Origin of the sequence: uncultured Psychroserpens sp., assembly GCF_947503375.1 — a bacterium.
Taxonomy (GTDB): Bacteria; Bacteroidota; Bacteroidia; order Flavobacteriales; family Flavobacteriaceae; genus Psychroserpens.
Genome location: NZ_CANNDQ010000005.1, coordinates 63,153 through 81,346 on the forward strand (window position 1 = coordinate 63,153; position 18,194 = coordinate 81,346).

Annotated in this window: 17 protein-coding genes and 1 riboswitch; of the genes, 14 read left to right on the plus strand and 3 right to left on the minus strand. The window is 33.2% G+C overall.

What is annotated here, in order from left to right:
• Positions 1-67: 67 nt before the first annotated feature.
• A complete protein-coding gene (gene metK, locus Q0876_RS09670; RefSeq protein ID WP_299226927.1) occupies positions 68-1,321 on the minus strand; it encodes a methionine adenosyltransferase in 1,254 nt (417 codons plus the stop codon).
• A 254-nt stretch (positions 1,322-1,575) separates the two neighbouring features.
• A riboswitch (SAM riboswitch) is annotated at positions 1,576-1,696 on the plus strand.
• Positions 1,697-1,815: 119 nt separating this feature from the next.
• Here metK and Q0876_RS09675 point away from each other — a divergent pair.
• The 6 genes from Q0876_RS09675 to Q0876_RS09700 all read left to right on the plus strand — a co-directional run bounded on the left by Q0876_RS09675 (position 1,816) and on the right by Q0876_RS09700 (position 8,544).
• Entirely contained in the window at positions 1,816-3,108 is a 1,293-nt protein-coding gene (locus tag Q0876_RS09675) for an O-acetylhomoserine aminocarboxypropyltransferase/cysteine synthase family protein (RefSeq protein WP_299226930.1), read from the plus strand.
• A gap of 79 nt (positions 3,109-3,187) precedes the next feature.
• Entirely contained in the window at positions 3,188-4,207 is a 1,020-nt protein-coding gene (locus tag Q0876_RS09680; protein ID WP_299226933.1) for an alpha/beta fold hydrolase, read from the plus strand.
• Complete coding sequence (locus tag Q0876_RS09685) at positions 4,170-5,243, plus strand: aspartate kinase (protein ID WP_299226937.1); 1,074 nt, start codon at positions 4,170-4,172, stop codon at positions 5,241-5,243. The genes Q0876_RS09680 and Q0876_RS09685 overlap by 38 nt, the downstream gene beginning before the upstream one ends.
• Before the next feature lie 158 nt (positions 5,244-5,401).
• On the plus strand, positions 5,402-6,661 hold the full coding sequence (locus Q0876_RS09690; protein ID WP_299226940.1) for a pyridoxal phosphate-dependent aminotransferase: 1,260 nt from the start codon (positions 5,402-5,404) through the stop codon (positions 6,659-6,661).
• Positions 6,662-6,706: 45 nt separating this feature from the next.
• Positions 6,707-7,804 (plus strand): acyloxyacyl hydrolase, encoded by a 1,098-nt coding sequence (locus Q0876_RS09695; protein WP_299226943.1) that lies wholly within the window; start codon positions 6,707-6,709, stop codon positions 7,802-7,804.
• Positions 7,801-8,544 (plus strand): head GIN domain-containing protein, encoded by a 744-nt coding sequence (locus Q0876_RS09700; RefSeq protein WP_299226946.1) that lies wholly within the window; start codon positions 7,801-7,803, stop codon positions 8,542-8,544. The genes Q0876_RS09695 and Q0876_RS09700 overlap by 4 nt, the downstream gene beginning before the upstream one ends.
• A gap of 2 nt (positions 8,545-8,546) precedes the next feature.
• On the opposite strand, the gene gldA is transcribed toward Q0876_RS09700, so the two are convergent.
• A complete protein-coding gene (gene gldA, locus Q0876_RS09705; RefSeq protein ID WP_299226949.1) occupies positions 8,547-9,443 on the minus strand; it encodes a gliding motility-associated ABC transporter ATP-binding subunit GldA in 897 nt (298 codons plus the stop codon).
• A gap of 326 nt (positions 9,444-9,769) precedes the next feature.
• Here gldA and Q0876_RS09710 point away from each other — a divergent pair, with 326 nt between their 5' ends.
• The 4 genes from Q0876_RS09710 to Q0876_RS09725 all read left to right on the plus strand — a co-directional run bounded on the left by Q0876_RS09710 (position 9,770) and on the right by Q0876_RS09725 (position 13,749).
• Positions 9,770-10,597, plus strand: coding sequence for a prephenate dehydratase (locus Q0876_RS09710; RefSeq protein WP_299226952.1), 828 nt, complete (start codon positions 9,770-9,772; stop codon positions 10,595-10,597).
• Positions 10,594-11,739 carry an aminotransferase class I/II-fold pyridoxal phosphate-dependent enzyme gene (locus tag Q0876_RS09715; protein WP_299226955.1) on the plus strand — a complete coding sequence of 382 codons (1,146 nt, stop codon included), beginning with the start codon at positions 10,594-10,596 and terminating at the stop codon, positions 11,737-11,739. The genes Q0876_RS09710 and Q0876_RS09715 overlap by 4 nt, the downstream gene beginning before the upstream one ends.
• Positions 11,740-11,743: 4 nt before the next feature.
• Positions 11,744-12,598 carry a prephenate dehydrogenase gene (locus Q0876_RS09720; protein ID WP_299226958.1) on the plus strand — a complete coding sequence of 285 codons (855 nt, stop codon included), beginning with the start codon at positions 11,744-11,746 and terminating at the stop codon, positions 12,596-12,598.
• Positions 12,599-12,666: 68 nt separating this feature from the next.
• Positions 12,667-13,749: a bifunctional 3-deoxy-7-phosphoheptulonate synthase/chorismate mutase type II gene (locus Q0876_RS09725; protein ID WP_299227699.1), complete on the plus strand. Its 1,083-nt coding sequence runs from the start codon at positions 12,667-12,669 to the stop codon at positions 13,747-13,749.
• A gap of 37 nt (positions 13,750-13,786) precedes the next feature.
• Here Q0876_RS09725 and Q0876_RS09730 read toward each other — a convergent pair whose 3' ends face one another.
• On the minus strand, positions 13,787-14,245 hold the full coding sequence (locus Q0876_RS09730) for a hypothetical protein (protein ID WP_299226961.1): 459 nt from the start codon (positions 14,243-14,245) through the stop codon (positions 13,787-13,789).
• Between the two features lie 80 nt (positions 14,246-14,325).
• Here Q0876_RS09730 and rsgA point away from each other — a divergent pair, with 80 nt between their 5' ends.
• From rsgA to Q0876_RS09750, 4 genes are read left to right on the plus strand one after another with little or no spacing between them, the layout of a single operon-like run.
• Positions 14,326-15,276 (plus strand): ribosome small subunit-dependent GTPase A, encoded by a 951-nt coding sequence (gene rsgA / locus Q0876_RS09735; protein WP_299226964.1) that lies wholly within the window; start codon positions 14,326-14,328, stop codon positions 15,274-15,276.
• Positions 15,277-15,288: 12 nt separating this feature from the next.
• Positions 15,289-15,741, plus strand: coding sequence for a D-aminoacyl-tRNA deacylase (gene dtd / locus Q0876_RS09740; protein ID WP_299226967.1), 453 nt, complete (start codon positions 15,289-15,291; stop codon positions 15,739-15,741).
• Positions 15,741-16,283, plus strand: coding sequence for a metal-dependent hydrolase (locus Q0876_RS09745; protein ID WP_299226970.1), 543 nt, complete (start codon positions 15,741-15,743; stop codon positions 16,281-16,283). Before dtd ends, Q0876_RS09745 begins: the two co-directional genes overlap by 1 nt.
• 1 nt (position 16,284) lies before the next feature.
• Positions 16,285-18,192: a DUF3857 domain-containing protein gene (locus Q0876_RS09750; protein ID WP_299226972.1), complete on the plus strand. Its 1,908-nt coding sequence runs from the start codon at positions 16,285-16,287 to the stop codon at positions 18,190-18,192.
• Positions 18,193-18,194: the final 2 nt, after the last annotated feature.

Here is an 18,194-nt window from a genome sequence, read left to right on the forward strand (position 1 = left end):
AATTACGAACAAAAATTAAAGCCTCAAAATATAATTTTGAGGCTTTAATTAATAAGTTTTCTAGGTGTTATATTCCAAAAGCAGCTTTAACTTTATCTACATAGTCTAATTTTTCCCAAGTAAATAATTCTACATCCATAGTAATAGGATCACCATAAGGTTGATCAAAGGTTTTACTAATGGTTTCAGTTTCTCTTCCCATATGACCATAAGCTGCAGTTTCACTATACATAGGTTGACGTAATTTTAAACGCGATTCTATTGCTGCAGGACGCATATCAAAAATTTCAGTAATCTTATCTGCAATTTCACCATCTGTCAAGTTGAATGGACAAGTACCATAAGTGTCTACAAAAATTGAAGTGGGTTTAACCACACCAATGGCATAACTAACCTGAACTAAAATTTCATCACACACGCCAGCTGCTACCATATTTTTAGCAATATGCCTTGTGGCATAAGCTGCACTTCGGTCAACTTTACTAGGATCTTTACCAGAAAATGCGCCACCACCATGAGCTCCTTTTCCACCATAAGTATCAACTATGATTTTTCGTCCAGTCAAACCTGTGTCTCCATGAGGGCCACCAATAACAAATTTTCCAGTAGGATTGATATGGTAAGTGATGTTGTCATTAAATAAGACTTGAATGTGTTCAGGCAAATTAGCAACAACTCTAGGAATCAGGATTTCTATGATATCTTTTCTAATTCGAGCAAGCATCTCGTCATCGCTTCCAAAGTCGTCATGTTGAGTCGAAACTACAATAGCATCTATGCGTTGAGGTATATTATCGTCACTGTATTCTATAGTAACTTGACTTTTTGAATCAGGACGTAAATAAGTAATCTCTTTGTTTTCACGTCTCAATTCGGCTAATTCTTTCAAAATTCTATGCGAGAGGTCTAGAGCCAATGGCATAAAATTGTCTGTTTCTCTAGTAGCATAACCAAACATCATTCCTTGATCACCAGCACCTTGCTCTTCTTTATTGGCTCTGTCTACACCACGATTGATGTCTTCAGATTGTTCATGAATAGCAGAGAATACACCACACGAATTTCCATCAAACATGTATTCGCTTTTAGTGTAGCCAATTTTATTTATGGTATCTCTTGCAATTTTCTGTACGTCTAAGTATGTGTTAGACTTTACTTCGCCAGCAAGTACAACTTGACCAGTGGTAACTAAAGTTTCACAAGCTACTTTTGAGTCACTATCAAATGCTAAAAAATTGTCTATTAGCGCATCACTAATTTGATCTGCTACTTTATCTGGATGACCTTCAGAGACACTTTCTGAAGTAAATAAATATGCCATAAATTACGTTCTATAATTATATTTTCTGGAAAATATTTGAGATTGCTTTGTCGCTATAGAAGTTGTAAACTAACTGCTTTTAGCATTTTTTTATGAGGTTGCAATCAGACAAATTTTTCCTCTAAATTCAGTCCTTGGCAAAAGTAAAAAAATAAAAGAGAAAGTTAATTTAATTTAAATTTTTTATGAAATATTTGGATTTTAAATTTTTCTGTTGCAATATTTGTGTTCATAAAGTTCAAAAACTTACTGAAATGTTATCAAGAAAGGCGGAGGGAATAGACCCGAAGAAGCCTTAGCAACCCTTAAGCAATTAAGAAGGTGCTAAATTCTACTTGAAATGCAATTCATTTATTGCATTCGGATAGATAACTCAGCGTAAATACTCATCTGTATTTACCTTTTTCTTTTTAACATTTTTCTAATAAGTACGCTTCAAACGGAGCTTATTTGACTTTTGATTTAATTAGTTATTAACTCAAAAACTTAGAAAAATGAGTACACAAAAATTCGCAACAAAAGCGTTGCATGCAGGTCATGATGTAAATCAAAATGGAGGCACTAGAGCAGTACCAATTTATCAATCTACAGCTTATGTTTTTAATGATGCTGATCATGCAGCTAATCTTTTTGCCTTAGCTGAAACAGGTCATATTTACACAAGAATCAACAATCCTACTAATGGTATTCTTGAAGAACGTTTATCAGCACTAGAAGGTGGAATAGCAGCAGTAGTAACGGCTTCAGGAACCGCAGCTATTTCAACAACCCTTTTAACTCTTTTAAAAGCCGGTGATCATATTGTGGCTTCTAACAGTTTGTATGGAGGTACTTATAATTTGTTAAGTGTGACACTACCTAGACATGGTGTTACTACAACATTTGTCGATCCTTCAGATCCTGAAAATTTTGAAAAAGCAGCTCAAGAAAACACACGTACTTTTTTTATTGAATCTCTTGGAAATCCTAAATTAGATATTTTAGATATTGAAGCTATATCGAAACATGCTAAGACCTATAAAGTGCCTTTAATTGTTGATAATACAGTAGCTACACCATACTTGTTAAACCCAATAAGTTATGGAGCTAATATCGTTATTCATTCACTAACAAAATATATTAATGGCAATGGTACAGCTTTAGGAGGTGTTATCATTGATGCTGGTACGTTTGATTGGACCAATGGAAAATTCCCAGAATTCACTGAGCCTTCAGCAGGTTATCATGGTTTAGTTTACAGTGATGCTTTAGAAGCTGCTGCATTTATTGCTAAGGTAAGAATTGAAGGTTTACGAGATTATGGTGGTGCTTTGAGCCCATTTAATGCATTTCAAATCATTCAAGGCTTAGAAACTTTAGAACTTAGAATAAAGAAACATAGTGAGAATGCTCTAGAATTAGCCAAATGGTTACAAGAACAACCTGAAGTCAACTGGGTGAATTATCCAGGATTAGAAACCAGTCCATACAAACATTTAGCAAAAAAATATCTATCTGAAGGACAAAGTGGTATTGTAACATTTGGAGTTAAAGGTGGCTATGAATCGGCTAAGAAGATAGCAGATACAACAAAACTATTCTCTCTACTTGCTAATATTGGTGATACAAAATCTTTAATCATTCACCCAGCAAGTACAACACATCAACAATTAAGTGATGAAGCCCAAGAGAGTACTGGAGTTACTAAAGATTTAATTCGATTATCTGTTGGAATTGAAAATATTGATGATTTAAAGGAAGATTTAAAAAGCGCGTTTGAAGTGATTAAAAAAACAGTATTAGCTTAACCATCTTAGTTAGTGTTTAAAAACAGATGCTGTACATCAATTATAACGTATAGCATCTGTGACTAAAAAATCTATTACTATGTCATCTTTAAAGTACATTTCAATCTCAGATTTCAGAGTTCATTCTAGAAAGGTTCAAGATATCCAATTGTCATATCAACTCTTTGGAAAACCTTTACATACCGCTCCAATTGTATTGGTAAATCATGCACTAACAGGTAATTCTAATGTATGTGGTACAGACGGTTGGTGGACTGATTTAATTGGTCATGATAGATGCATTGATACCAACCTGTTCACCGTTTTGGCATTTAATATTCCTGGTAACGGTTTTGATTCGATTGAAGCACATTGCATAGAGAATTATAAAGATTTTACAGCTAGAACCATTGCAGAAATCTTTAGTGAAGGTTTTAAAGCGTTGAAAATCAATAAGATTTTTGCTGTCATAGGTGGTTCGGTAGGTGGTGGGATTGCTTGGGAGTTGGCTGCTTTGCTACCTAATTTCATTCAACACCTAATTCCTATTGCAACCGATTGGAAATCTACCGATTGGATCATAGCCAACTGTCACATTCAAGATGCGATCTTAAATCATTCAAAAACACCATTAACAGATGCCAGAATGCATGCTATGACCTTATATAGAACGCCAGAATCATTAACCAACAAGTTTCAGCGTAGTGAAAAAACCAAGATGCAATTCAATGTGGAAAGTTGGCTGGATCACCATGGAAAAACATTGAAGGCTAGATTTAATCTTTCAGCATATAAGTTAATGAATCAAATTTTAAAAACAATTGACATTACAAAGCATCGCAGCACATTCAATGAGGTTGTGAGTAGCATCAAGTCGAACATTCATATTGTAACTATTTCTAGTGATTTATTTTTTAAAACCGAAGAAAACTGGAACACCTATGTTGAAGCAAAACTAGTTAAGGAAAATGTTAACATCTCTGAAATTAAATCCATTCACGGTCATGATGCTTTTTTAATCGAATATGAACAACTCAAACAGATTTTGAGGCCAATTTTTAAAATCAATACATCAATTACAAATGAAAACAATACATATCATCATATTCGGAATTGGTAAAGTTGGAAGTACACTTATCAATCAAATCAATCAATCTAGAAATAGGTTAAAACAACATCAAGGGATAAGCTTGAAAATACCTGTAATAGCCAATTCTAGACTGGTTTTTTTTAGAGATGAAACTGTTTCCAATTCTTGGGAGACAGATTTTGAAGCGTTCTCAGTTCCTTACAAAATTGAAGACGTTATCAATTACGTGAAGACCAAGAATTATGAAAACTTAGTGGTAGTTGATACTACAGCAAGTCAAGATTTTGTTAAAAACTATTTACCGTTGATCCAAAGTGGATTTCATCTGGTTTCAGCTAATAAAATTGCCAATACATTACATTTTGATTTTTATAAAAACTTGCGTCAAAACTTAACGAAATATAATAAGCATTTTCATTATGAAACTAACGTTGGAGCAGGTTTGCCAGTCATTGAGATCGTGAATAATTTGCTTAATTCTGGAGACAAAATATACAAGATCAGAGGTGTGTTTTCAGGCTCTATGAGTTATATCTTTAATACGTTTTCAAACACTGATGAATTGTTTTCTAAAGTGCTCTCTAAGGCTTCTAGCTTAGGATTTACTGAGCCAGATGCTAGAGAAGATCTTTCAGGAGCTGATGTTGCCAGAAAGCTACTCATTTTAGGAAGAGAACTAGGTTTGACTTCTGAATTAGATCAAGTTAAAATAGAGTCTCTATTGCCTAAACAACTTAATGGTAAAACAACATTACATCAATTTAATTCTAGAGTTAAAGAATTGGACCAACCTTTTTTGAAATTGAAATCAAGCTTACCTGACAATAAAGTATTGCGTTATGTTGGAGAGCTTGATGTATTAACTGAGGTTCTAGAGGTGAAACTTATTTCTGAAGAACGACAATCGGTTTTAGGACAACTCAAAGGCTCAGATTCAGTTTTTGAGATCTACACCGAAGCTTATGCAGAATCTCCTTTGGTGATTCAAGGCGCAGGAGCAGGATTAGTTGTAACAGCAAGAGGCTTGTTGTCTGATATCATTAAATTATCTAATAAGCTGTGCTAATTTTCACGTGTTTGTGTTTGTATTCTGTTATTAGTCAACGCTTAAGGGTTTTGTGGTAAATAACGGTCTTAATTGTGAATTTAAAAAAGACAAATCTACTTCTAAAATAGGTTTAGAAACCTTACTTTTGCAGCACGAAAACGTTATAGTAGATAGGTATGAAAACATCAAAATTGTCTGAAGGTTTAAAAGGATCGGAAATCATAAAAATTGCAGGAGAGGTCAATGCTCTTAAAGCTAAAGGCGAAATCATATATAATCAAACTATCGGTGATTTTGATTCTAGTATTTTTCCAATTCCGAAAGAACTTAAGCAAGCGATTGTATCAGCTTATCATAATGATCATACCAATTATCCTACAGCAAATGGTATGGAAGTGCTTCGAGAAACGGTTTCAGATTATTTAGACAAAAACTTAGGTTTAGTGTATTCTAAAGATGAGATTTTAATTTCAGGAGGCGCTAGACCATTAATATATGCCATTTACCAAACAGTTTTAGACGTAGAAGATACAGTACTCTATCCGGTACCTTCGTGGAATAACGATGCCTACACTTACTTAGCAAGAAATAAAGGCGTAATAGTTGAAACGCTACCAGAGCATAAGTTTATGCCAACAGCTGAAGATTTAAAACCACATCTTGAAAATGTTAATTTAATTGCACTGTGTTCCCCTTTAAATCCAACAGGGACTACATTTGATAAAGTAACTCTAACAGAAATTTCACAGTTAGTAGTCGCCGAAAATAAGCGTAGAGCAGAGTTAGGTATCAAACCATTATACGTATTATACGATCAAATCTATTGGCAATTAACTTATGGCACTACTGTGCATTATAATCCAGTTGAATTAGTGCCTGAAATGCGTGACTATACTATTTTTGTAGATGGTATCTCTAAGGCTTTTGCAGCCACTGGTGTTCGTGTAGGTTGGGCATTTGGTCCTAGCCATGTCATTAATAAAATGAAAGCCATGTTAAGCCATATTGGTGCTTGGTCGCCAAAGGCAGAACAAATGGCTACAGCTGCTTATTTGCAACAGACACAAGCGGTTTCTAACTATTTAGAGCAAATCAAAAGTGCACTCAATAATCGATTGAACACGTTTTATAAAGGATTCAAATTATTAAAAAAAGAGGGATTCTCAGTAGACGCTATAGAACCTCAAGCAGCACTATATTTAACGGTACAATTTGACCTAGTTGGAAAAACAACAGCCAACGGACACAAGTTAAACTCCATTGAAGAAGTGACGAGCTATTTGTTAAGCCAAGCAAAATTAGCCATAGTGCCATTTTATGCGTTTGGAACATCAAGAACGTCCAACTGGTTTAGATTATCTGTCGGAACTTCAAAACAAGAAGACATAGTCACCGTATTTAAATTGTTAAAGACCGCTCTTAAAGAATTATCATAACTGTTATTTCAATTATTCTGTTACTTTTGTTTCAGAATAAAACCAATGAAACTTTACCTCGCTATTCTTTTATCATTATGCTATGGTATCTTGTTTTCTCAAGATGAAGCGGTCAACAGGTTTACCTTAGATGTAAATTTGTTCTATGGCACTATTTTAGAGCATAATTCAGATATTTCTCATCTCATCACAGATCATCCAACAGGATTGATTTTAAGTTATAATAGAAAAACGTACGGTTTTAAAGACTGGGAAAGTAGATATAACTATCCTGATTGGGGATTTTCATTCATATATCAAGATATGAAAAACTATAATCTAGGAGAGAATTACAGCGTATATGCACACTATAATTTTTATTTTTTTAAACGTCACTTAAATTTAAGAGTGGGTCAAGGTATTGCATACACTACCAAACCTTACGATAAGGAAACTAATTTTGCTAATAATGCTTATGGATCTGACCTGTTGAGTACTACCTATATGATGCTCAATTATAAAAAAGAGAACATCGTTAAAGGTTTTGGTCTGCAAGCCGGAATTTCAGTGATTCATTATTCTAATGCAAATATAAAAGCACCAAATACATCAACAAATACTTTAGCATTTAATATTGGGGCTAATTATTTACTAGATTATGAAAATGAGCCTGAGTACATCCAATCTACAGAAGAGAAGAAGTTTAAAGAAAAGATTAAATACAATATTGCATTTAGAACAGGTGTTAATGAAAGTGATATTATTGGCGTTGGTCAATTTCCATTTTATATAGTCTCAGCTTATGCAGATAAACGATTGAATAGAAAAAGCGCCATACAATTAGGAACAGATGTCTTCTTTTCTAAGTTTTTAGAAGAATTGATCTATTTTTATTCTGTTGCTTTTCCTGAGCTTGATGTAAGCGGAGATGAAGACTGGAAACGTGTTGGTGTTTTTGTAGGACATGAGTTGTTTATCAACAAAATGTCTATCATTACTCAGTTAGGCTATTATGTATATTATCCTTACGATTTTGAAGGGCAAGTATATAATAGAATAGGGCTAAAGCGTTATTTCGGAGATAAGCTTTTTGGAGCAATAACCTTAAAATCTCATGGCGCTAAAGCTGAAGCTGTAGAATTTGGGATAGGCGTTAGATTATGAAAAAAATACTTTACATACTATTTACAGTATTACTAATTTCTTGCAATGGTGAAGATGTGCCTGATTGCTTACAAAACTCTGGAGACATTGTTCAGCAAGAGTTTGATGTAAGCTCCTTTCTAAGGATTACAGTTCTAGAACGTGTACAACTCATAGTTACCGATGCACCTACTCAAAGCGTTATTGTAGAAACAGGCGAATACTTATTAAATGATATTGAGGTAAAGGTTGAAAATGATCGTTTAATAATAGCTAACAACAATGCATGTAACCTTACTCGAGATTACGGAATAACAAAAGTTTATGTAAGCGCACCTAATCTTATTGAAATTAGAAACAGTTCTGGTTTAACAGTATTGAGCGAAGGCGTCTTAAGTTATAACAGGTTAAAATTGGTGTCAGAAGATTTTAATTCTGAGGGAAATTCTGATGGTAATTTTGATCTCAATGTTGATTGTATTGAATTAGAATGTGCCATTAATAATTTATCGAGCATGTTTATAAGTGGTGAAGTAAATAATTTATTTGTTGGATATTATTCTGGCGACGCACGTTTTGAAGGACGAAACCTTATTGCGCAACATATAGATATTTTTCAACGTAGTAGTAATGACATGATACTCAATCCGCAACAGTCTATTACAGGTGAAATAAGAAGCACGGGAGATGTCATTTTAGTCAACATTCCTCCAGTAATAGATGTTCAACAATTTTATACAGGTGAACTTGTTTTTGAATAATTTTATTCTGAGGTCGACTCTCTAAACAAACTTTCTAAACTTGCATTTTTTTGATTTAGTTGAAGAATTTTCAACTCGTTATCATGTGCAAAATCAAATACATGTGATCGCATATCTTCAGTTGTAGAAAATGTAATTTCATAGATAAAGGCATGCGTATTCTTTACATTTTTTACATTAGGAAGTTTCAGTAAAAAAGCATCTTCTACTCGATAATCAAACTCTACAATAACTATTTGCTCCTTTTCTTCACGTAAATTCTTTAGCTTTTTATCTGCAACAATTTTTCCTTTGTTGATTATTATGACTCGATCACATATGGCCTCAACCTCTTGCATGATATGGGTTGATAAAAATACTGTTTTGTCTTTGCCTATTGTAGTGATTAAGTGTCTAATATCTACCAATTGATTTGGATCAAGTCCAGTAGTAGGTTCGTCAAGAATTAAAACCTCAGGGTCATGCAGTAATGCATTGGCAAGACCAACACGTTGACGGTAACCTTTTGAAAGTTGCCCTATTTTTTTATGTGCTTCAGGTGTTAATCCAGTAAGTTCGATCACTTTATTTACATGTTGTTTTGAAATATTGTATACACTGGCATTAAAGTTCAAATACTCTTTAACAAACATCTCTAAATATAACGGATTGTGCTCTGGCAGATAACCAACACTTTTTTGTACCTCTTGTTTTTTATCCAAAACATCAAAGCCATTAACTTTTGCATGCCCATCAGAAGCGTTGATATAGGTTGTTAAGATTTTCATTAAAGTTGATTTTCCTGCACCATTAGGACCTAGAAAACCTACAATTTCACCTTTATTTACAGTAAATGAAATGGTGTCAAGAGCCAATTGTTTTCCATAAGTTTTCGATAAATTTTCAACTTCAATAGACATATTCTTAATTTTAATATTCAAAAATAACAATTATACATATTGCTAACCCATTTAATAATGAATTCTTCAAAACATAAGTAACTAAACAAAAAAAAATGAGTAACAATTTTGATTTGAAAAAATATTACCTACTTTAGCATTTCAACAATTAACATGAATACGACAAATCATACATATTATAACTGGTTTTATTTCTTTTTTTCTGAAAAGAACGAGACGTTGTATGTATAGTTTTAAAACATAAATTAAATATAAGTCTCGATGAAAATCGGGATTTTTTTTTTGAATAAATATTGATTCGTAACGCATTAAAAATAAAGTAAAATTTGATATCATCTGTAGCTATACAAGGCGTTAAGGGGTCTTTTCATCATATTGTGTCGCAGCAATACTTTAAAAAAGACATTACTGTGAAAGAATGTCTCACATTTGAAAATGCTGTTGAGTGTCTTTTAAACAATCATAGTGATGCGGTTATTATGGCGTTAGAGAATTCTATTGCAGGATCTATTATTCCTAATTATGCGCTAATAGATGCACATAATTTAATTATAGTGGCAGAGCATTATTTAGACGTGCAGCACCACTTAATGGCACTACCTAATCAATCTATTAATGATATAGAAGAGGTGTACTCTCATCCTATGGCATTATTGCAGTGTAAAGCATTTTTTAAAGATTATCCACATATCAAACTCATAGAGGATAAAGACACTGCTGAAGTTGCAAAACGAATTCAAGAAAAGCAACTTAAAAATATAGCTGCAATAGCGTCTAAATTAGCATCAGATATTTTTGAATTAGATATTTTAGCAGAAAGTATTCAAACCATACCTCATAATGAAACACGGTTTGTGGTAGTAAAAAAACCTAATACTTCTAATAATAGTAAAAATATAGATAAGGCGTCTCTAAAATTTGAATTAGACCATAAAAGAGGAAGTTTAGCGACTATTTTAAATGTTTTAAGCGATTGTAAGTTAAATTTAACTAAAATACAATCCTTACCTAAAATTGATACACCTTGGAAATATGCTTTTTTTGTAGATGTGTGTTTTGAGTCATACAACGACTACGAAAAAGCAATAGCCATTGTTAAATTAATGGCAGAAGAGTTTAAAGTTTTAGGTGAATATAAAAATGCAAAGCGATGATCCAATTAGCTAACCGATTACAAAGTGTTGAAGAGTATTACTTCTCAAAAAAACTGAGAGAGGTCAATATTTTAAAGGCCCAAGGTAAACCTATAATTAATTTAGGTATTGGAAGCCCAGATCTAAATCCGCCAGAGCGTGTGCTCAATGCATTAGTTGAGACCTTTAATGAAAATGGCGCTCATAAATATCAAAGTTACCAAGGTGTTCCAGAATTAAGAGAAGCCATATGTGGTTTTTATAAACGTCACTTTAATGTACCTTTAAGTCCTTTAACTGAAGTATTACCTCTTATGGGAAGCAAAGAAGGTATTTTACATATTTCAATGGCTTTTCTAAACGAAGGTGATGAGGTGCTTATACCAAATCCAGGTTATCCAACGTACAGTTCAGTAACCAAATTGGTTGGAGCAAAGCCTGTGTATTATGATTTAGATGAAGATAATAACTGGCATCCAGATTTAGTAGCGCTTGAAATGAAAGGTGTTGAAAATGTAAAAATAATGTGGGTAAATTATCCTCATATGCCAACAGGAGCCAATGCTACGAATAAACTTTTTGAAGATTTAATAGCATTTGCTAAACGCAATGATATTTTAATCGTTAATGATAACCCTTACAGTTTTATTCTAAACCGTTACCCAAGAAGTATTTTAAAATATCGAGATGCAAGTGAGGTCTGTTTAGAGCTAAATTCGCTGAGTAAAACTTTCAATATGGCTGGATGGCGAGTAGGAATGTTGTTAGGGAAAAGTGAATATGTCAATGCTGTTTTGCGTGTGAAGAGTAATATGGATTCAGGCATGTTTCTAGGCATTCAAAAAGGAGCAATTGAAGCGCTAAATTGTTCAGACATGTGGTATCTAAGTTTAAATAGTGTTTATGAGCAAAGACGCCAAATTGTATGGCAAATTGCTGAAGCTTTGAATTGTACCTATGACTCAAATGCTACTGGATTATTTGTATGGGCAAAATTGCCAGATTATCTAAACGCTGAAGAATACATCGATTTAATATTAAAAGAGAAATCTATTTTTATTACACCTGGAACCATTTTTGGCACCAATGGAAATAGATATATAAGAATATCGCTTTGCGCACCTCAAGATCAACTAGAAGAAGCCTTAGCACGATTGAGATAAAAGAATGAATAAGATATACATTATTGGAGTAGGATTGATTGGAGGTAGTATGGCTTTAGATATAAAAGGTTTAGAATCTAATACGCATGTTTTTGGAATAGATACCAATAACAATCATATCAAATATGCATTACAATTAGAGTTAATAGAGAGTGAAGCAACCTATGAAGCACTGTATGATGCCGATTTAGTTGTATTGGCAATACCTGTTGACAAAGCAGTTATTGAACTTCCGAAGATTTTAGATCATATATCAGATACTACTCTGGTGCTTGATGTAGGTTCCACAAAACTACCTATATGTGACGCTGTTAAAACACATCCTAAACGCAGAAATTTTTTAGCAACTCACCCAATAGCTGGTACTGAATTTTCAGGACCAAAAGCAGCTATTAAAGGCTTGTTTCAAGGAAAGACCAATATTATATGCGAAGTAGAAAAAACGGCTTTCAAACTTCAAGAAAAAGCATTAAAGCTATTTTCAGATCTAGGGATGCGTATTCGTTATATGAATCCTGAAGCACATGATAAACATATTGCATATGTATCACACTTGTCACATATTAGCTCTTTTATGTTAGGAAAAACAGTTATTGAAAAAGAAAAGAACGAACGCGATATTTTTGATATGGCTGGTAGTGGGTTTGAAAGTACAGTTAGGTTGGCCAAAAGTTCACCAGCGATGTGGACGCCAATTTTCAAACAAAATAAGATTAATGTTATTGAAACTTTAAACGAATATATCAATAACCTAAAACAGTTTAAAACCTTTATGGAGTCTGATGATTTTGATGAGATCTATAACGAGATGGAGAACACAAATCATATAAAAGATATTTTAAATGGAATACAATCGTAAGCGCATCATATTTTGAGCGACTTACGAATTTTGAAAGAAGAATAAAATTGAATTAGAGAAGAATAATGATGGAAAACAAAAAAGAATTAAGATCTTGGTTAGATGATTTTGGATTAGATCATCCCTTGGTAATTGCAGGTCCATGTAGTGCAGAAACAGAAGCTCAGGTAATTAAAATAGCACATCAACTAAAAGACAGTGATGCAACGGTATTAAGAGCAGGTATTTGGAAACCTAGAACACGACCTGGAAATTTTGAAGGAGTTGGAGCACTTGGCTTAAAATGGTTGCAAAAGGCTAAAGAAGAAACAGGAATGTTAACTACTACAGAAGTTGCCAATGCTAATCATGTTGATTTAGCTTTACAGCATGATGTAGATATACTATGGATTGGCGCGCGAACAACTGTAAGCCCTTTTATAGTTCAAGAAATTGCAGACGCCCTTAAAGGCACAGATAAAACAGTCTTAATTAAAAACCCTGTGAATCCTGATTTAGCATTGTGGTTAGGAGCAGTAGAACGTTTTTATACTGCAGATGTTAAAAATTTAGGAGTTATCCATAGAGGGTTTTCAACCTACGAGAAAACAAGATATCGTAATAATCCTGAATGGCAAATTGCAGTAGATCTGCAAAATCGTTTTCCAGATTTGCCATTAATTTTAGACCCATCTCATATCGCTGGCCGAAGAGATATTATTTTTGATTTATGCCAAACAGCATTAGATCTTAATTACGATGGTTTAATGGTAGAAACACATCATGATCCTGATAAGGCATGGAGTGATGCAGCACAACAAATTACTCCAGAAACCTTAATCCAATATACAAAGGATCTGCGCATAAGAAAAGAAACAGATAATGAGGCCGAGTTTAAAAACAAGCTAAATACCTTACGTACCAAAATAGATGTAATTGATCATCAATTGATTGAAATGTTAGGAAAACGTATGACTGTTGCAGATGATATAGGTGAGTTGAAAAAATCTAGAAACGTAGCGGTTTTACAAACAAAGCGTTGGAATGAAATTTTAGGAAAAATGATTCTTCAAGGCGAAGAAAAAAACCTAAGTGAAGAATTTATCTTAAGGGTGTTCAAGGCCATTCACCAAGAGTCTATTAATCACCAAGAAAAGATCATTAATCATTAAAAAAAAGCTGTCTAAAATAGACAGCTTTTTTTTAGCTTTATTGTTTATTTCGCTTGAAGATAAAACGTGTAATAAAGATGCCTTTACCATCACCTTTACCACCTTCACTTTCAACAGCACTAGTTACAAAAGCCAATTCCCAACCTTCTTCGATCATTGTATTTATCTTAGATGACAATACAGCATCATTAGCAGCTATATTCTGGAAACGAATACCTCCCAAATTATAGAAGTTTAAAAGTTTTGTTTCTTCAAAATTCTTAACTCTTATCTCACTTCTGTCAGATTTATTTCTTTTATCTTTTTCTTTATCATCACTTCGTTCAGATGTATAATCTTTATAATTTCTTTCTTCAGTTGCAGATACAATTCTAGATCTACCTAATCCATTAGGCACAATAGACTCTACACTGGTAATGATCTTGTATTCTACTTGAGCAAATGCGTCACTATATGATAAAAAAGCAATGGCAATTAAAAGTACTAGTTTTTTCATGTTGTTGAGTTTTTAAATTAAGGCGCTAATATAAGATTTCATAAAAATTAAAATCGTTATTTTGCCTTATAATTTTTTTGATGACAGGAACCGTTTATAAATCTACAGGCAGTTGGTACACCGTAAAAACAAATCTTGGTGCTGTATATCAATGCCGCATAAAGGGTAAGTTTCGTTTAAAGGGTATTAAAAGTACCAATCCAATAGCAGTAGGTGACGTTGTAGATTTTGAATTAGAAACACATAACGATGAGACGACAGGAATAATCAATAGCATCCATGATCGAAAAAATTACATTGTAAGAAAATCGGTTAATTTATCTAAGCAAACACATATTATTGCATCTAATATCGACCAGGTATTCTTATTGATTACTATCAATAATCCACCAACATTTACCAGTTTTATCGATCGATTTTTGGTAACAGCTGAAGCATATTCAGTGAAAACTATTTTACTATTTAACAAAATAGATACTTATGATGAAGAGGCCTTAGGTGAAGTGCGTTACTTAGCTCATATTTACAGAAAGATTGGGTACGAATGTATTGGTATTTCTGCAACAACAGGAAAACACATTGAAAAGGTAAAGTATTTAATGACAGATAAGGTAAGTATGTTTGCAGGCCATTCTGGAGTTGGTAAGTCAACACTAGTTAATGCTATTGAACCAGATTTAGATCTTAAAACAAAGGCTATTTCAATGCAGCATAGTCAAGGTCAACATACAACAACTTTTGCTGAAATGTTTGATTTGAGTTTTGGCGCTAAGATTATTGATACACCAGGTATTAAGGGTTTTGGTGTTGTAGATATGGATAAAGAGGAAGTAGGAGATTATTTTCCTGAATTTTTTGAACTCAAACAAGATTGTAAATTTAATAATTGCTTACACTTAGAAGAACCAAAATGTGCCGTGAAAGCAGCATTAGATAATGATGAGATTTCCTATTCTAGATATAGGAGCTACCTTCAAATCCTAGAAGGTGAAGATGAACACTACAGAACAGATAATTGGGATGAACAATAATAATGTTGTACTATGAAAGCTGTTATTCAGCGTGTATCAAACGCGTCGGTAACCATTGATGCTAATGAAGTAGCAAGTATAGAGTCTGGCATGCTTATACTGCTAGGTATTGTTGATGAAGATACACCAGAAGACATCAAGTGGCTATCTAATAAAATTGTCAATCTTCGCATATTTGGTGACACAGATAATGTAATGAATCATTCTATACTAGATGCTAATGGAGATGCTATTGTGGTGAGCCAATTTACTCTTCACGCCAGTACCAAAAAAGGAAACAGGCCTAGCTACATAAAAGCAGCTAAGCCAACAGTCGCAATCCCACTTTATGAGGCTTTTATTAATCAATTGGAGAACGATTTAGGAAAGCCTGTTCAAACAGGAGAGTTTGGTGCAGATATGAAAGTAGAACTTTTAAACGATGGACCAGTAACAATTATAATTGATACCAAAAATAAAATCTGATGGCATCAATTTTTGGTCATGGTATTTTAGCATTCACACTATCTAAAGCTTTAAATCATAGCAATTTAAAAGGCTTGACCATATTGGCAATTTTATCATCAATATTACCCGATATTGATGTATTAGCATTCTGTTTTAATATTCCATATGAACATATGTTTGGACATAGAGGATTTACACATTCAATAGTGTTTGCGGTGTTATGGTCTTCGTTGTTAACCTTTATTTTTTCTAAAACGTATCGATTATCATTTTTTATAGTTTTGTTTTTGTCAACCTTATCTCATGGAATTTTGGATGCAATGACTACAGGAGGAGAAGGTATTGGGTTTCTTATTCCGTTCAATGATGATCGTTATTTCTTTCCATTTAGAGTAATAAAAGTATCACCAATTGGGATCGAAAATTTTTTTTCAGAATGGGGAATTCAAGTCATTTTAAGTGAAATAAAATTCATATTATTGCCTTGTACTTTGTTATTAATGGTAATATTTATTACTAAAAGAATAACTAAAAACTCTAACAAATCTACTCATATCTAACATGAAACGTATTGGTCTAATCTTTATCTTTTTTTTAAGCTTTTATTTACGTGGTTCTACCCAAGAGAACTTATACACTGTACTATCTATTCCTGAAGAACTAAAACAACAAGCCAATGCTGTTGTAAGGTTAAACGAAATGAATGTAGATTTGAAGTCTTCAAGCAAAATGGAGGTTAGCGTAAAGCGTATAATTACAGTTTTTAATAAGCAAGGAGAACGTAATATTGACGCTTATGTGAATTACGATAAAGGGCTGGGAGTTAATAGTTTAGAAGCGAAGATATATGATGCCTTTGGAAAAGAGATCAAGAAAATAAAAAAGAAAGATTTTGTAGATCAGAGTGCAGTAGATGGAGGTACTTTATATTCAGACGCAAGAGTTAAGTACTTAGATTATACCGCAATAAGCTATCCGTATACCGTTGAGGTGACTTATGAAACAGTTACAAAGAACACTGCTTTTATTCCTTGGTTTTATCCTTTAGATGCATACTATTTGAGTATTCAAAAAAGTATATATAGATTAAATAATCCTACTGGTATAAATATCCGTTTCAAAGAACTTAATTGTGAAGATTTTAATATTAAAAGAGGTGAAAATATTACAGATTACCAATATGCGGTTGAGCATTTAAAAGCTATTAAACCAGAAGATCATAGTCCATTATTATCTGAAATGGCTCCTAAAGTAATGTTTGCTGCAAGTACATTTACACTTGAAGGTGTTGAAGGTTACGTTGAAAATTGGAATGATTTTGGCAAATGGATGTATAGAGATTTAATTGATGGTAATCAATCGCTTCCAGAAAGCACTATTACCGAGATCAGTGCATTGGTTCAGAATGAAACACAGGTGCTTGAAAAAGCAAAAAAGATCTACGAGTACGTACAGAATAAAACAAGATACATTAGTGTGCAAGTTGGCATTGGAGGCTGGAAACCTTATGAGGCTTCTGAGGTTGATAAGCTTAGCTATGGCGATTGTAAGGCACTTACAAACTACACTATGGCATTATTAGATGCTGTGGGCATTGAGTCAAACTATACAGTAGTATTTTCGGGAAGTAATAAAAAAGACATTCAGCCAGACTTTGCATCTATTCAAGGAAACCATGTGATTTTGTCTATTCCAGGAGAAGAGGAAACAACATGGCTTGAATGTACAAGTCAAAAAACACCTTTTGGTTTTATAGGTGATTTTACCGATGATCGAGATGTGCTGGTTATTACACCTGAAGGAGGGCAAATTAAACATACCAAACAATATACTACACAAGAAAACACACAAACAACTAAAAGTACAAGTCATATATTGAGTGATGGTGGTTTAGAGGTGTCATTAGAAATGGTTTCAAAGGGGATTCAATATAATCGTAAGTATTTCCTTGAAGCAGAAACCAGTAGAGATATTGATAAACATTACAAAAACAGATGGGACTATATCAACAATGTCACGATTGAGGAATACAATATTGAAAATGACAAGTCAACTATAGCATTTAATGAGTCTGTTAAATTCAAAGCAACTAACTATGGGAACATCGTTGGCGACAGAATGTTAGTCGCTTTAAATACAATAAATAGAAATACTTACGTGCCAGATAGGTATCGAAATAGAAAACTTCCGCTCAAAATTAATCGTGGTTATAAAGATGTAGATGAAATTGAAATTCAGTTGCCTGAAGGTTATAATATTGAAGCGTTACCAAATAATGAAGTACTAACCAATAAGTTTGGAAGTTACACACTTCAAATAGAGAAGAAAGATGAAAAAACACTAGTGTACAGGCGAGAGCTGATAGTTAACAATGGAGAGTTTCCAAAAGAAGACTATAAAAAGTTTAGAGATTTTTATAAAACCGTAGCTAAATTAGATAATGCCAAAATGGCTTTAATAAAAGAGTAATA

Excerpts from the sequence above, each read along its gene's own strand:
- Q0876_RS09685 (WP_299226937.1), top strand. The coding sequence starts at position 4,170 with ATGAAAACAATACATATCATCATATTCGGAATTGGTAAAGTTGGAAGT.
- rsgA (WP_299226964.1), top strand. The coding sequence starts at position 14,326 with ATGACAGGAACCGTTTATAAATCTACAGGCAGTTGGTACACCGTAAAA.
- Q0876_RS09700 (WP_299226946.1), top strand. The coding sequence starts at position 7,801 with ATGAAAAAAATACTTTACATACTATTTACAGTATTACTAATTTCTTGC.
- Q0876_RS09720 (WP_299226958.1), top strand. The coding sequence starts at position 11,744 with ATGAATAAGATATACATTATTGGAGTAGGATTGATTGGAGGTAGTATG.
- Q0876_RS09680 (WP_299226933.1), top strand. The coding sequence starts at position 3,188 with ATGTCATCTTTAAAGTACATTTCAATCTCAGATTTCAGAGTTCATTCT.
- dtd (WP_299226967.1), top strand. The coding sequence starts at position 15,289 with ATGAAAGCTGTTATTCAGCGTGTATCAAACGCGTCGGTAACCATTGAT.
- Q0876_RS09675 (WP_299226930.1), top strand. The coding sequence starts at position 1,816 with ATGAGTACACAAAAATTCGCAACAAAAGCGTTGCATGCAGGTCATGAT.
- Q0876_RS09695 (WP_299226943.1), top strand. The coding sequence starts at position 6,707 with ATGAAACTTTACCTCGCTATTCTTTTATCATTATGCTATGGTATCTTG.
- Q0876_RS09730 (WP_299226961.1), bottom strand. The coding sequence starts at position 14,245 with ATGAAAAAACTAGTACTTTTAATTGCCATTGCTTTTTTATCATATAGT.
- metK (WP_299226927.1), bottom strand. The coding sequence starts at position 1,321 with ATGGCATATTTATTTACTTCAGAAAGTGTCTCTGAAGGTCATCCAGAT.
- Q0876_RS09745 (WP_299226970.1), top strand. The coding sequence starts at position 15,741 with ATGGCATCAATTTTTGGTCATGGTATTTTAGCATTCACACTATCTAAA.
- Q0876_RS09750 (WP_299226972.1), top strand. The coding sequence starts at position 16,285 with ATGAAACGTATTGGTCTAATCTTTATCTTTTTTTTAAGCTTTTATTTA.
- gldA (WP_299226949.1), bottom strand. The coding sequence starts at position 9,443 with ATGTCTATTGAAGTTGAAAATTTATCGAAAACTTATGGAAAACAATTG.
- Q0876_RS09715 (WP_299226955.1), top strand. The coding sequence starts at position 10,594 with ATGATCCAATTAGCTAACCGATTACAAAGTGTTGAAGAGTATTACTTC.
- Q0876_RS09725 (WP_299227699.1), top strand. The coding sequence starts at position 12,667 with ATGGAAAACAAAAAAGAATTAAGATCTTGGTTAGATGATTTTGGATTA.
- Q0876_RS09690 (WP_299226940.1), top strand. The coding sequence starts at position 5,402 with ATGAAAACATCAAAATTGTCTGAAGGTTTAAAAGGATCGGAAATCATA.